General features: G+C 40.9%; 9 protein-coding genes and 1 tRNA gene. 2 read left to right on the forward strand and 8 right to left on the reverse strand.

Going from position 1 to position 15,355, the window contains the following annotated elements:
* From STRDD04_RS08110 to STRDD04_RS08140, 7 genes are all read right to left on the reverse strand, one after another.
* On the reverse strand, positions 1–1,400 hold a 1,400-nt coding region (locus STRDD04_RS08110), incomplete at its 3' end, for an Sgo0707 family adhesin (RefSeq protein ID WP_331710270.1).
* 300 nt (positions 1,401–1,700) lie between these two features.
* Entirely contained in the window at positions 1,701–2,531 is an 831-nt protein-coding gene (locus STRDD04_RS08115) for a hypothetical protein (RefSeq protein ID WP_062201363.1), read from the reverse strand.
* A 12-nt stretch (positions 2,532–2,543) separates the two neighbouring features.
* On the reverse strand, positions 2,544–3,191 hold the full coding sequence (locus STRDD04_RS08120; protein ID WP_062201366.1) for a hypothetical protein: 648 nt from the start codon (positions 3,189–3,191) through the stop codon (positions 2,544–2,546).
* 626 nt (positions 3,192–3,817) lie between these two features.
* On the reverse strand, positions 3,818–4,861 hold the full coding sequence (gene tsf / locus STRDD04_RS08125; RefSeq protein WP_062201369.1) for a translation elongation factor Ts: 1,044 nt from the start codon (positions 4,859–4,861) through the stop codon (positions 3,818–3,820).
* An 81-nt stretch (positions 4,862–4,942) separates the two neighbouring features.
* Positions 4,943–5,725: a 30S ribosomal protein S2 gene (gene rpsB, locus STRDD04_RS08130; RefSeq protein ID WP_062201372.1), complete on the reverse strand. Its 783-nt coding sequence runs from the start codon at positions 5,723–5,725 to the stop codon at positions 4,943–4,945.
* Between the two features lie 372 nt (positions 5,726–6,097).
* Positions 6,098–12,343 carry an SspB-related isopeptide-forming adhesin gene (locus STRDD04_RS08135; RefSeq protein WP_062201375.1) on the reverse strand — a complete coding sequence of 2,082 codons (6,246 nt, stop codon included), beginning with the start codon at positions 12,341–12,343 and terminating at the stop codon, positions 6,098–6,100.
* 27 nt (positions 12,344–12,370) lie between these two features.
* The gene (locus tag STRDD04_RS08140; protein WP_062201378.1) at positions 12,371–13,360 is read right to left on the reverse strand and encodes a hypothetical protein; all 990 of its coding nucleotides are present in this window, start codon (positions 13,358–13,360) and stop codon (positions 12,371–12,373) included.
* Between the two features lie 436 nt (positions 13,361–13,796).
* Here STRDD04_RS08140 and STRDD04_RS08145 point away from each other — a divergent pair, with 436 nt between their 5' ends.
* Both STRDD04_RS08145 and STRDD04_RS08150 read left to right on the forward strand, forming a co-directional pair.
* Positions 13,797–14,621 (forward strand): SHIRT domain-containing protein, encoded by an 825-nt coding sequence (locus tag STRDD04_RS08145; protein WP_062201380.1) that lies wholly within the window; start codon positions 13,797–13,799, stop codon positions 14,619–14,621.
* 291 nt (positions 14,622–14,912) lie between these two features.
* Positions 14,913–14,983, forward strand: a tRNA-Cys gene (locus STRDD04_RS08150).
* 201 nt (positions 14,984–15,184) lie between these two features.
* Here the strand turns inward: STRDD04_RS08150 and STRDD04_RS10690 are convergent.
* Positions 15,185–15,355, reverse strand: a 171-nt coding sequence (locus STRDD04_RS10690; RefSeq protein WP_197460090.1) for a transposase, incomplete at its 5' end; no start/stop codon positions are given.

Below are 15,355 nucleotides of genomic sequence, written 5' to 3' on the forward strand. Positions count from 1 at the left end.
CCAGTTTTATTGCCTATTGGAGGATCTGGTGCTACAGTCGTACCATTTGCAAGATTGGTTTGCTCTGGAGGCAGTAACTGTAATACTTCTGGCGGGAGTTCTTTCCCATTTGTTCCACTAATAAAGGAGTGGGTCTTTTTAAATAACAGATTCGTCGTAACCGTATTTGATGGAACCATTAGATTATCAATCTCTTGTGTGACCTGATTGTCAATAGGATTTCGGTTGTCCAAGACGGTTGCATTTGTTTCTGTCTGGTAGACAATCTTAAATTCTTTCCCTGCATTGCTACTTGCCAAATGTTGTTGCGCAATAGTAACCGTTACCTTTTGCCCATCTATTTCAACAGTATAATCGGAACCATTCGTCAAGGTCCGACCATTAAACTTAACAGTCAAGTTTTTGAAATCGAGTCTACTATCAAGAGTTTCTATCATTTTCATAGAAGATAGCGAACCAATGACATTTTTTCCCGGTGTTGGCATTTTATAAACTGCCGTATAATCGACGGCTTGACCCGCTTGAGCTGAAATGGCTGTCGTAGTCACAGTTTTTTGGGGAACATCTGGATTTTCTACATAAAAGCCAAACAAGCCCCCACTAACTGCTGTCGTCGTAAATTCAAATTTCATCGTATTCGTTGAGGAGCGAACTGCGAATCCCGAAACATTCGCTTCATTAAACGCTCCGCTTGTCCCAATTTGGGAGTGCCAAGTCGTTTTATTGCCTGTCACTGTTTTTTTTAGGTTTTGTAGTGGATGTTTAATAATTTTATTCGAAGCCGTGTCGTTGTCATAGATAGAGAAGGTTTCTTCTCGGTCAACGGCATTCTTTACCACATCGATGTCCGAAGGAAGCATGACCAACTTTAGGTCGGTTGGGGTGCCATCTTGATACCGTAGTTCAGCGGTAACATCTGCATCCAAAGCATAGCTCCCATACATATCGTAAGTGATACTGGGGTGTGCGGGATAGATATAGTCCATCACTTGAATAGACTTAATCCCCCAGTTCTCATCAACAGTGAGAAATGGTACCGCAGTTTTACGTGCATTGTAATAATCTGAATTTTTCCGAACCAAAGTTGTCGTGACTCTGTTAACGGTGATATATACATCTACCGGTTTTCCATACACAACGCCAGCATTTCGAAAACGTAATTGCAAAGGGGTATCAAAGGTCTGCGGGGCTTGTGAAGCTTTGTTAACTACAAGAGAAAAAGCTGTACTAGCTTTCCAATTTCCACTGGGAGGAATGTTTGCCTTGACAACCGAAGCGCCTTGGCTAATAACTTCCATATTCTCTTGCTTCAAGCTAAATTGATAGAGCTGCAATTGGGACAAGTCTCTATTTTCCGTTAATTCTGTAACAGCATAAGCGGATGTTCCAGAAAAGAACAAAAAAGAAAAGTCAGACCAGTTAAAAACAGCTGGAGAAACTTTTTGGTTATTCTCTTCATTATAATATTTCTCATTTCTTCTTTTTTAAAAAGAACCGTTAATTACTTTTTTATACTACCAGTTCTTTTGGGATTTGTCAAGGAGTTGAAATCCTAAATCCAAACGTATAAAAAATCATGAAAAACATTTCCTATAAAAAAGAGAGAATGAAAGCTGCCTCCTGTAGCATTAGGATTCAGCACTCATCCTCATTACTGGTGAGTCACAGTTATTTCCCTTACTATTATATAGGTAAGATATTTATTCGAAGCTATCAATCGTTGCATTGATAATCTTGAGTGACTCTTTTGTATAATCTTTTTTATTAGCTTCTGCTTTTGCTGCTGGACGCGGTTTAACAATCGGCTCAGATTTTATCACTGGACGTGACTTAACCACTGGCTCAGACTTTACTTCTGGGCGCGGCTTAACGACTGACTCAGACTTTACTTCTGGACGCGGCTTAACAGCTGGCTGAGAACTTACCGACCCTTGTGATTTAGCAACGGGCTCAGACTTTACTTCCGGACGCGGTTTAACAATCGGCTCAGGATCTGAGAACGGAGCAGCTTCAATTTGTGCTGCCAACTCATCTTCCTCAACATCATCGATAGCGGCACTTGCGCTGAATGATTGCTTCGTGCCCCATTGCTTGCGAGCATCTAACTCACGAACGATAAAGACTGGATTGCAAAATTCTTTCGGAACAAGAACTTTGATTTGATCCTCTGTAAAGAGCTCGGCTCCATCTAGATCCGAAACAATATCCCAAGCAATATGTCCATCAGCACCACGTACATAATCACCAAATTCGTCTCGTCGGCAAACTAAGAAGCTCGGCAGACCCAAACTCTGAGTGATGTTGACATAGCGCATACCTGTATCAACTTCCCAAACTCCTGAAAAAACAGCTTCAAACAAGGCTCTGTACTGATCCTCTGAATCAAGAGAAAAACCATTAATGGTTTTCATCGCATTGGCACTGTACGCTCTCGATAAAACTTCCAGTTTTTTCTTATATGTATCAAAAGATTTGCCTTTCAAGAACTGGTCTTGTCCGACAGTTAAAATCGGTTTTTCAATTTCTGACATGATTCAAAACTCCTATTCATTATTATTCAGATTAAATCTCAAAGTGATCAGCATTAGTTTTGGTTTGGAAGCACCAAGTAGCTTACGTGCTAATACTATTTTAAAAATCCCCACAACATTTCCCTTAGCGTCCTGTCTAAAATTTTTCCCAACAACTTCAACATCACGCTGATGCTTCTCTTTGACAGTATCACGGACAGCTTTCATCATTGAATCTTTAATTTCATCCGTATTGGAGTACTGACTATAAAAAGAAACAGATTGTTGCTTTTTAAAGACCGCTCGATAGACCAGCTTTCTATAATATCTCTTATAGATAATTGCCAGTAGAAACGGTGCAGCCAAATACAAGTCAATAACAGGATCTTTTAGAAAAACAAATAGCCGATTATCAAAATAACTAATCACTGACAAGTATCCCAAGGCGGATAAAATTTTAAAATAATTGCTTGCTATCGTAATGTTCTCAAAGCTATTTGTCACCAGAAAACCTATCAACATATAAGCAAATGATCCAACCAAGGAAACAATATGGATATAATTTAAAGGAATACCGAGAATATTATGTGTCAGAAGTAGGAGTGCCGTTCCGGCAACAAACACAATTCCAACAAAATAGACAAACTCTGCTAACCATTTCAACAAGACTAGCAGAACCAAGTAATAATCTCTCTTCTTTTTAGTCTTTTTCTTTTTTTCGGTTTTTTATACTCTAAGTCAATAAACACCATAGAGTAGGTCCTACACTTTCCCTAATTAAATTTTTATACAAAATAGCCCAGCCGTCTTTACTAAAACAACTCTGCTCTCAATCGCTACAGATCTTTACCTTTAAAAGCCTTAGCGAATAAAATTCCGCAATTACATATATAGTAACAAAAAAATGCCAATATTACAACAAAAAGTGTAACGCTTACATCATCCTGCCTCAGAAGCCTTAAGTCCCTGTACACAAGTCAAAACACTTGTAAAGCACAGGAAAAAAATAAGCTGATTTTCGTTCATCCTCTAATAACAATTTCTGTTACAAAGCACAGAACTATCTAAGCAGCAAATTCATCACAGGCGCAAACAGCCTCTGGACTTACTCAATGAGAATTTGGCGCTTTTGCCACCCAGAATTTATAGCATCTTTCGAGTGTAGAAAAAGCCTCCTATAAACTAAACCTAATTAAAAGCAATAAAGCTATAATTAGAAAGATTCATATGAGGCCTTTTAATAAACACCACAAAACAGGGCAGAATAAGAGCCCTATCTTGTGTTATTTTACATGCTTTTCTTACTCTTATTTTTGACCAAGGGCAGCTGCCATAGTTGCAGCAACTTCTGATTCGAAATCATTAGCAGCTTTTTCAATTCCTTCACCCACTTCAAAACGAGCGAAAGCAATCACTGCTGCATTCACAGACTCAAGGTAAGCTTCAACTGTCTTGCTGTCATCCATGATGTAAACTTGTGCAAGAAGTGTATATGCTTGGTCAACTTTTGTGTTGTCAAGCAAGAAGCGATCCATTTTACCTGGGATGATCTTGTCCCAGATTTTTTCTGGTTTACCTTCAGCTGCGAGTTCAGCTTTGATGTCTTCCTCAGCTTGTGCAATCACTTCGTCAGTCAATTGAGCTTTAGAACCGTATTTCAAGTGTGGAAGGGCTGGTTTGTTAACCATAGCACGGCTTTCGTTATCTTGATCGATAGCGTGGTTCAATTGTGCCAATTCATCTTTGACAAATTGCTCATCCAACTCTTTATATGAAAGAACACTTGGTTTCATAGCTGCAATGTGCATTGACAATTGTTTAGCAAGAGCGTCATCGCCACCATCTACAACTGAGATAACACCGATACGGCCGCCATTATGCTGGTAAGCACCTAAGTGTTGCTCATCTGTCTTTTCAATCAAAGCAAAACGACGGAATGAGATTTTTTCTCCGATAGTAGCAGTTGCAGATACGTATGCAGCTTCAAGAGTTTCACCTGAAGGCATTGTCAATGCAAATGCTTCTTCGTTGTTAGCTGGCTTGCCTTCAGCGATGACTTTAGCTGTAGTATTTACCAATTCAACGAATTGAGCATTTTTCGCAACGAAGTCAGTTTCAGCGTTGACTTCAACAACTGCCGCAACGTTACCATCTACATAAACACCTGTCAAACCTTCAGCGGCAACACGGTCAGCTTTCTTAGCTGCTTTTGCCATACCTTTTTCGCGAAGCAATTCAATTGCTTTTTCGATGTCGCCATCAACTTCAACCAATGCTTTCTTAGCATCCATGACACCAGCACCAGATTTTTCGCGCAATTCTTTTACCAGCTTAGCTGTAATTTCTGCCATTTTTCTTCTCCTATGTTTACTATTTTTAAATAAAGGGGCTGGGCTGAGCCCCGCCCCTTTAGGTTAATTGACTTATGAAAATTATGCGTTGTCGCCTTCTACAACTTCAACGATTTCTTCGATTGAGTCTGCTTGAATTTCAGTTGCAGCAAATTCTGCTTCAACAGTTGCCACAGCATCCTCACCTTGACGACCTTCGATAACAGCGTCAGCCATTTTCGCAGTGATTAATTTAACAGCACGGATTGCGTCGTCGTTAGCAGGGATAATCACATCGATATCGTCTGGATCAGTGTTTGTGTCAACCATCGCAACTACTGGAATACCAAGTTTCTTAGCTTCCTTAACAGCGATTTGCTCTTTATGAGGGTCAACAACATACATTACATCTGGGATACGAGGCATTTCTTCGATACCACCCAAGAATTTTTCAAGACGAGCACGTTGTTTGTTCAAAAGTGCTACTTCTTTCTTAGGAAGAACTTCAAAGATTCCTTCTTCTTCCATACGTTTGATTTCTTTCAAACGAGCAACACGTTTTTGGATAGTTGTCCAGTTTGTAAGAGTTCCACCCAACCAACGGTGGTTGATATAGTATTGACCAGCACGTTCTGCTTCTTCTTTTACAGCTTCTGCAGCTTGCTTTTTCGTACCAACAAACAAGATAACTGCATCGTTCGCAGCTGCATCACGCATGAAGTCATAAGCTTGATCAGCGTATTTTACAGTTTGTTGAAGGTCAATAACGTGGATACCGTTACGTTCAGTGAAGATGTACTTAGCCATCTTAGGGTTCCAGCGACGAGTTTGGTGACCAAAGTGAACACCAGCCTCAAGAAGTTGTTTCATTGAAATTACTGCCATGAGTAAATTCTCCTTTTTGTTTTTTTCCTCTTTTAGATTTCAGCTCGCAGGACCACCCGAAGGCAACGGACCCACAATTCATCTAAAATGAGTATTTCTGCCGTTTACACGACATCTATTATCATATCAAAAATTCTGTCTTTTGACAAGTGCTTTATACATTTCATATTTCTAATCTTTTTCTAATAAAGCGACAGTTATTTAAAAGACATCTTTTTATAGAATCTAGCTAAAAGTGAATGTTTTGCGCATATAAAACAGTATTTAGAATCCCTCAAAGAATTTCTCCACAATAAAAAGAGAGGACAAATTAGTCCCCTCTTTTAATCAGCTTCAACATGCTTACGTATGAGCGCAGAATGAACCTTATGATTATTCCTCTTCTTTACGTTTTTTGAAGCCAAGGATTGACATCGCTGATGCCACCATCGCTAAACCAAGCACTGCTGCTCCTGTATGGTCTGTTTCACCTGTTTCAGGCAATTCAGTTTGAGGCGTAGTTGGAACTACTGGAGTTTTAGGAGTAGCTGGAGGTGTTTGTGGTTTTTCAGGTGGTGTCTGAGGCTTTTCAGGTGGTGTTTGTGGTTTTTCAGGTGTTACCACAGTAACCGTGTTAGAATCGCGCTCAACATTATTGATGATTTCTGTAAAGGTATTCTTCACTGTACCATAGTCAAGCTGTTTCACTTGCATGTAACCGATCGCTTGGAATTCACTGTCATCAGAAATCTTGCTCAAGAAGTCATTAGAGAAGCTGTAGACAACTGTTCTAGCCTTATGATCAATATCTTGGTTGACATATTGAGTCAGATCAGTTCCTTTAGCAATCTTCGTACCATCTTTCAAGAGAATATCTGTGTTGGCAATCCATTTGTGAACGCCATTGTATTCTACAAGCGGTGAATAAGTATCCTTCACTTCGATCTTGTCAATAGACTGACCACGTTTCGCTGGCAAGTAAGAAGTATTCAGCTCGAAGTTGTAAACATCACCAACGTTAACCGTCTTGCCGTTCAGAGAGTTTTGATCTTTCAGACCATCTTCAACTGTCGCTACAACATCTTTCTTCGGATTAATCTTCGGAATATTGTTCGTGACGATATTGGTTTCTGCAATGCCGGCAAAGTCAATTTGATAAGCCTTGTTTTCGTACTTGCTCGCTTCCTTGATATCTTTCTTCACAGTTGTTGGGAAGATCAATTTCAGGTTGATACCCTTCAAGGCATAGTTATTCGTGTAGGCTACTGGATCATCTGAAGTTGTTACCGCAAACTCACCATCAATTGTCAAGCCCTTAGCCTTGATATAATCTTGAACCTTTTGTGGAGCTTCTGCAACAGACTTGTAGATCTTAGTCGTGAAGCCGCTGACAACCTTGCCATCTTCTGTCGTCATACGAACAGCATCCAGATTTGGTGTTACAAACTTGCTATCGTATTTCTCAACAACCATCAAGCCAGCTTGTTTGTCTTGGTCAACCAGACCCGTTGTGCCCTTGTATTGGTCGTTGTCGATGTTGATTGTGTAAACCTCTGTTGAACCAGCCAACATCGTCTTACCATTGACATCTTCACCCTTCGCATTGGTACCTGTCTTCTTAGGTTCTGCTTGAACAGTCTTATAGACATAGGTCACTTCTGTTACACCCTTCACAACCTTACCTTTTTCTTGACCCTTGGTCTTTTCAGGTACAATGTTGTAAACTTTGTTGCCATACTTGATAGAGATGCTCTTATGATCTGTTGTGTCATAAGATGTTCCAACTGTTGCACGGCTGGTATCTGTCACATCTTCCTTGATCTTCTTACCAGACTCATCCACATAGTGAACAACGACATCACCGTATTCTTTTGGTGATACGAGTGTTACCGTGTTTGAATCACGTTCAACATTATTGATGATTTCTGTAAAGGTATTCTTCACTGTACCATTATCAAGCTGTTTCACTTGCATGTAGCCGATCGCTTGGAATTCACTGTCATCAGAAATCTTGCTCAAGAAGTCATTAGAGAAGCTGTAGACAACCGTTCTAGCCTTATGATCAATATTTTGGTTGACATATTGAGTCAGATCAGTTCCTTTAGCAATCTTCGTGCTATCTTTCAAGAGAATATCTGTGTTGGCAATCCATTTGTGAACACCATTGTATTCTACAAGCGGTGAATAAGTATCCTTCACTTCGATCTTGTCAATAGACTGGCCACGTTTCGCTGGCAAGTAAGAAGTGTTCAGCTCGAAGTTGTAAACAGCGCCGACTTTAACAGTCTTGCCGTCCAGCGAATTTTGATCTTTCAGACCATCTTCAACTGTCGCTACAACATCTTTCTTCGGATTAATCTTCGGAATATTGTTCGTGACGATATTGGTTTCTGCAATGCCGGCAAAGTCAATTTGATAAGCCTTGTTATCGTACTTGCTCGCTTCCTTGATATCTCTCTTCACAGTTGTTGGGAAGATCAATTTCAGGTTGATACCCTTCAAGGCATAGTTATTCGTGTAGGCTACTGGATCATCTGAAGTTGTTGCCGCAAACTCACCATCAATTGTCAAGCCCTTAGCCTTGATATAATCTTGAATCTTTTGTGGAGCTTCTGCAACAGACTTGTAGATCTTAGTCGTGAAGCCGCTGACAACCTTGCCATCTTCTGTCGTCATACGAACAGCATCCAGATTTGGTGTTACAAACTTGCTAGAGTATTTCTCAATAACCGTCAAACCAACTTGTTTGTCTTGGTCAACCAAACCAGTTGTGCCCTTGTATTGGTCGTTGTCGATGTTAATTGTGTAAACCTCTGTTGAACCAGCCAACATCGTCTTACCATTGACATCTTCACCCTTAGCATTGGTACCTGTCTTCTTAGGTTCTGCTTGAACAGCCTTGTAGACATAGGTCACTTCTGTTACACCCTTCACAACCTTACCTTGTTCTTGACCTTTGGTCTTTTCAGGTACAATGTTGTAAACTTTATCGCCGTGCTTGATAGCGCTCGGTTTATTATCAGTCGTATCGTATGATTCACCGACTCTTGCTTGAGCAGTGTCCGTTACATCATCTTTAATCTTGTTGCCAGACTCGTCCACATAGTGAACAATGACATCACCAAACACTTCTTTGTAGATATAAGTAACATCTGTATTACCTTCCACAATACGACCTTGCTCTAGACCGATAGTCTTTTCAGGAATGATTTCATAAACACGTCCATCCTGAGTAGTGATTGTCTTATGAGCATGATCACGAGTGTCATAGAGGGTGTTGATTGGAGCACCAGTTGTATCTTTTTCTGGTTCCTTAATGACTTTGCCATTTTCATCTTTATAATGAACTGTTACATCACCGAGTACTTCATCATAGACATAGACAACACGAGTTGTTCCCTTGACAACCTCCCCGCTTTCTTGTCCTTGTGTAGCTGTAGGGTCAATGCGGTATGTCTTACCATTAGATGATACGATTGTCACAGGCTTATGATCTGTTGTATCGTAAGCTGTTCCTACTTTCGCTGTTGGTGTGTCAACAACGCGTGGTGCAATGGTGTTGCCTTTCTTATCTTGGTAATCAACAACAACATTACCGTACTCTTCTGGAGTCTTCACAAGATCATAGTAGTAAACAACATTGGTATTGCCTTCTACCACCTTACCAGTTTCAGCACCTTGGGTCGCTGTCAGATCCAGCTTGTACTTCTTGCCATCTACTGTAGTGATAGTGTCCTTACGTTGATCAGTAGTATCGTAGTCAGTACCCACTTCAGAACGCGGTGTATCGGTCACTTTCGGTGCGATAGTCACGCCGTCTTTGTTCTTGTACTCAACGGTAACATCACCGTATTTCTTTTGCGGTGCATCCGGAACAAGATCATAGTAGTAAACAATATTGGTATTGCCTTCTACCACCTTACCAGTTTCAGCACCTTGGGTTGCTGTCAGATCCAGCTTGTACTTCTTGCCATCCACTACAGTAGTAATGGTGTCCTTACGCTGATCAGTAGTATCGTAATCGGTACCCACTTCCGAACGCGGTGTATCGATTACTTTCGGTGCAATGGTCATACCATCTTTGTTCTTGTACTCAACGGTAACATCACCGTATTTCTTTTCTGGTGCATCCGGAACAAGATCATAGTAGTAAACAATATTGGTATTGCCTTCTACCACCTTACCAGTTTCAGCACCTTGGGTTGCTGTCAGATCCAGCTTGTACTTCTTGCCATCTACTGTGGTGATGGTGTCCTTACGCTGATCCTTGGTATCATAGTCTGTACCGACTTCAGAACGCGGTGTATCGATCACTTTCGGTGCAATGGTCACGCCGTCTTTGTTCTTATACTCGACGGTAACATCACCATATTTCTTTTCTACCGGCTTTTCAACTTTGTCATAAACATAGACAACGCGGGTTGTTCCTTCGACAACCTGACCACTCTCGTGACCTTGTGTAGCATTGGTATCAATACGATAAGTTGTGCCATCATCCGCCGTAATGGTAGTTGGTTTGTGATCAGTTGTGTCATAGTAAGTGCCAACCCGTGAAGTTGGTGTATCTACAATACGCGGAGCAATGGTGTTGCCTTGCTTATCTTGGTAATCAACGACAACATTACCATATTTCTCTACTGGTTTTTCAAGCTTATCATAAACATAGATAACGCGGGTTGTTCCTTCAACAACTCTACCACTTTCTTGACCTTGTGTAGCTGTAGGGTCAATACGGTAACTTGCTCCATCGGCTGTTGTAATCGTAGACGGTTTGTGATCAGTTGTGTCGTAAGCTGTTCCTACTGATGTGTCTGGTGTATCTACAATACGCGGAGAAATGGTGTTACCTTGCTTATCTTGGTAATCAACAACAACATTACCTTTTACTTCGGTATAGTAGTTTGCTACGTTCGTCGTACCTAATTTAACTTTACCTGTTGTATTATTAGTTGATGACACATATTTATAGATCTTGCCATCCGCTGTTGTGATTCTGTCTTGGTGTGTTGTTGTGTAGTCTTCACCAACAGGAGTTCCTGTAGGTTTAACCGTTTGAGTATTTGTTAGTTTAGTAGTAGTCCCTTGAATATAGTTATCCAGCAAGACATTCCCTGCAAGATTGTATTCAACCAGATTGTATTCAAGATCTGGTTTTACAAGAGTAAAGCGAGATGGTAATTTGCTTGTAAGAGCTAACCAATAACCTCTATCCCATTGTGAAGTCCGCTGCATCACAAAGGAAATTGAATCTCCGCTTTCTGCCACACCCGCAATCCCCATTTTATAGAAATTTGGATCATTATAGTCGTCTTTAATGCTGTGAGTGACAGTATTTGCTGCCAAACGTCCATCGGCTTGTTTTTCAACCAAAGAACCGGTAATCTTTACTGGTCGGAAATTATAATCTGTTATGCTTTCTTCGTGCTTCAGACCAGCCCATTCCCCTGTCTTAGGTTCTGTTTTTGTTAGGCTCGTCATAGCTAAAATAGCTGGATTCGTCTTTGTGAATTGAATTGGATTGCCATCAGAATCGTAAAAACGAATATTTACACGGTATCTAGACGGCGCATTAATTTTGTAAAAAGTATAAATTCCTTTTGTTGGATCTTTTTCTGCAAAGCCTACGATACCCGTACTACCACTTATATTGGTAACTTCATAAACTACTTTAGAAATTTTCTTCCCGTTATATGTTGAATTTTGAAGGTTGCTATAAGTAGCAGTGATAGTCTGTCCGTTTTCAATTTTTGGAATATAAAATCTACTTCCACCACCTGACAGTTTCGTTGTAAATGCTGGCACTGGATTGGATCCAAATGTTCCACCTTTTTGGACATACTCTTCATAAGACTGCGCACGTGGCATATCTTTTTGTCCAAATGCTGTAGCACCACTAATAGATATCTTCCCATTAGGCTCACTTTCAAACTTCAAGCCTTGGCTGACAGCTTCACTTAGATAGCCTGGAGTGCCGGTGTTTTCTTGCGCTTTTTTTAGGTCGCGTTTATAGGCATCTACCCCCGTCTTGATACGAGTTGCTTGTGTTTCCTCAAGAGTGTTGGCAAGGTCCTTTTTAGCATCTGACTCTACTTGGTTGTTTGCTGTTCCAATATTTTCTGTTGGGTTTTGTTTTACATCAATGTTGTAACCCTTAGCTTCAGACACAGCGTCTTTTAACTTTTGATTTTCCACAGTAACTTTTGGCTCTGTAGACTCAGCTGGAGCAACTGGAGCTGCTGGAGCTGCTGGAGCTGCTGCAGGCGCAGTGTAAGTTACAGGAGTTGTGTCACTAGCCGAAGAAGCCAATGCAGTTGGAGTTGATTCAGCTGCTGGAGCAACTGGGGAAGTAGCTTCAACTGGAGCAGTTGCATTCGCAGTTGGAGCAATTGAATTCGTAGCGGTCGCTGGAGCCGCTGCTTCAGCTGATGCAGCCTGAGATTGTACTGCCAAACTGGTATCTGCCGCTGACGCTACAGGTGTTGTAGTCGTTGGTTCAGAAGATGATACTTCATCCGCCGACGCAGTTTTGTTATTGCTAAACATAGCAATAGCACCAAGAGCAATGACACCAATTGTACCATAGACTTTATTTTTACGAATAGATCCATGACCTTTGGTCTCACTATTGTGATTGAACATGCGCGTTCCTTCTTTCCTTTTTTATAATTAACCTATTATCCAATTTTCTCTCTCAAAAGGTTTGATTTGTTTAAACCCTAAGAGTGATAAAACGAACAGACCGATTGTTGCAAAAAGAGTCGTTGTTTCACCAAGCTCTGGCAACAATACAAATTTTCCATCACTGGACTTAACAGTAACAGTGCCGTCATCATCGGCTGTCCCACCTACTTGTGCTAGCGGAACGACTGATTGGGAACCATCAGAGTTTTGGACAACAGCACGACCCTTATCACTTCCGATGACTTGAAAACCTTGGTCTGTCAAAAGTGGAGAGCTTGCTGAAATTTTTTCTCTCACAGGAAGAGCCAACATTTGACCCAAGTCAAAGTCTACCAAGCTATCTTTTTCACGCTTTTCAGACTGTTCCTGTTTTCTTTCCACAAGTCTCTGTAGTTCTGATGCGGCTGCTCTCTTATCTGCGTCAGTCAGTGAAGTTGCTACAGTGGCCATAGAAACTGCTGATGAGACTGATAAGTTAGCTGACGATGTTGAAATCCCCGACGTCGGCTGCCAAGCTTCTGGAAGCACAGGTGACTCTGTAGGTGTGGATTCTTCAGAAGCAATCTGAGATTCCGTTTCTGTTGCTGGGGCTTCCATATTTTCTGGTTCAACTGATGGATTGGACTCCACCGGTGGAACCTCTGGCTCCACTGACTCACCCTTATCAGGGTCAGTCGACTCAGGCTTCGCTGGCAAGACTTCCGAGCTCGGATTTACAGATGAATCCGCAGGAGCTGATTCACCAGCTTCCATAGGTGGTGCTGGTTTTGCCGATGAAGCATCTGATTGCACTAGGTTTTTGCCATTTTCTGAGTCTGTTGATGCCGTAGACGTCGTTTTATCATCCGTTGTCGGCACAGTGGCGACCGGTGCCGAACTACTTGAGTGCTCCACATCACGAGCCAACACTGGATTTGCACTCAAAGCAGATAATAAAACCGCCGTCGAGGTCAGAAAAACTTTATTTTTTTTCATTATAAAGCATCCCCTCCATTCTCAAAATACATATATACGTTACTAAAGTAACAGTATAAAATACCACTTATTTTAATGATAATAATATTCTTGTAATTTGTCAAGTTAAACATGTAACCCCAATCTAATGATTGTGTAAAAAATGTCATGAAATCGAGTGAAAACATAGACCTTTTTTACTTTCCTAATATACATAGGTGATAGTATTCTCTGATTTTATATATAAAATGGACAGGAAATGAAGCGATCTGATGCAGTTTTTTATAAAAGAACGCTTACTTTTATCTATGTTCTATCCAATATTACTTTAAGATGGAGCTTCCAGCCATTTGACGTTCAGGCGACTAAACTTACTTGACAGATTCTCAAATAAATACTAGAATGAAGTGATAGAGACTTTTAACTAGAAAACATTAAGAGAGGAGGAAACTACTGTATGGCTGAATCGAGACGGAAAAAACGAACTCTGCTTTTTCCTATACTCCCTTTACTTTTCTCAGCTTTTTTACCAGTAGTTGCGCACGCCTCTGTTGAAGGAGAGGCTGACGATCAGAAGAGTGAACTGGTCTCTTCCAACCTCTCAACTAACGAAAAAGAGGGACAAGAACATTCAGATTCTGAAAGCCAACCGAACCAAGGAACGGACAGCAATACCTCCTCTTCAAGCACTCCTGCAGCTCCAGCTCTTTATAATAAAACATACGAATTTATCAGCGGCACCCCAAATAAGACTCTACCTCCAGAAGTCCTGAAATACTTGCCACAAAATCAGGAAAATATCCAAAACGGAACGAGAGCAATCCCTGAGCCGCCAAAAGAAAACCAAACAGAAATCCAGGTCCCAGGAGGAAAATGGATTTTTAAAGGCTACGACAAAGATGCGGAGACTATCCAAGATAAAGATGCGCATTTTATTGGCAAATGGGAGTTTGAAAAAGAGCCAAAGCAGGAAACAAGCACCTCAAGCAAGGAGCACTCTACGAGCAGCAAATCTTCAAAAAAGGCGAAGACTGCATTCACCCTGACCTTGCCAGTCATCAGTAGCTTACTAGCCATACTGCTTGCAACCGGAGCTTTCTTTTTCTACCGCAAAAAGAAGCTGGGCGCAACGCAAACCGAGGCGCCTGCCACTTCACCGACGACTCCACTTAAAAACTCTCAAAAACAAAATTTCAAAGCAGCATTGAGCCGTTTCTCATCCATGATAACCCTGCTGGGATTCCGGAAACGTAAAGAAACTGACGAAGATTCCTGGGATTAACATGTACGCTCACAAACTCTGATGTATCAGTTTTAAAGAATTCTAATTTAGCATAGCCGATAAAAGCAAATTTTGATTTTATCGGCTTTTTATTATTTCACTGCTAATATGCTAAATATATTTTGGAAAACTCAGACCAGACAAGCTCTGATAGCTTCTAGTCATTTCATGATTTATTTTCTGATTTCTACTAGCAGACCATCTTTGGGGACATCATCTTAATTATTTTTGCAAAGTTTGTAACTTTTAGTTGACGTCCTGAAAAATATACGCTAAAATAGTAAGAGTTGTGGCGGTATAGCCAAGTGGTAAGGCACGGCTCTGCAAAAGCTTGATCGTCGGTTCAAATCCGTCTACCGCCTTTCAATACCTGATTATCAGGAATCAACCGAATGAAAAGCTCGTAAAATCGGCTCTTTGTCAACTGTAGTGGGTTGATGTCAGCTAACGTCTGGAGAGGACCGAATTGGTTCTCTCCTTTTTGATATTCAAAGCGATGAGGATTCTAGTTCTAAAGTTGTCAAAGTTCCGGCTCTTTATCAACTGTAGTGGGTTGATGTCAGCTAACATCTGGAGAGGACTAAATCAGTCCTCTCCTTTTTGATATTCAAAGCGATGAGAATTCTAGTTTTAAAGTTGTCAAAGTTCCGAAAATCAAAAGCGTTGCGCTTGATGACTTTGATGAGGTTGTTAGTAGCCTCTAGCTTAGCATTTGAGTAAGGTAGTTCAAGAGT

The organism is Streptococcus sp. DD04 (genome assembly GCF_001578725.1).
GTDB classification, from domain to species: domain Bacteria; phylum Bacillota; class Bacilli; order Lactobacillales; family Streptococcaceae; genus Streptococcus; species Streptococcus sinensis.

Bases quoted from the DNA above. Each gene is read 5' to 3' on its own strand.
- tsf (WP_062201369.1), bottom strand. From the start codon at position 4,861: ATGGCAGAAATTACAGCTAAGCTGGTAAAAGAATTGCGCGAAAAATCT.
- rpsB (WP_062201372.1), bottom strand. From the start codon at position 5,725: ATGGCAGTAATTTCAATGAAACAACTTCTTGAGGCTGGTGTTCACTTT.
- STRDD04_RS08135 (WP_062201375.1), bottom strand. From the start codon at position 12,343: ATGTTCAATCACAATAGTGAGACCAAAGGTCATGGATCTATTCGTAAA.
- STRDD04_RS08145 (WP_062201380.1), top strand. From the start codon at position 13,797: ATGGCTGAATCGAGACGGAAAAAACGAACTCTGCTTTTTCCTATACTC.
- STRDD04_RS08140 (WP_062201378.1), bottom strand. From the start codon at position 13,360: ATGAAAAAAAATAAAGTTTTTCTGACCTCGACGGCGGTTTTATTATCT.
- STRDD04_RS08115 (WP_062201363.1), bottom strand. From the start codon at position 2,531: ATGTCAGAAATTGAAAAACCGATTTTAACTGTCGGACAAGACCAGTTC.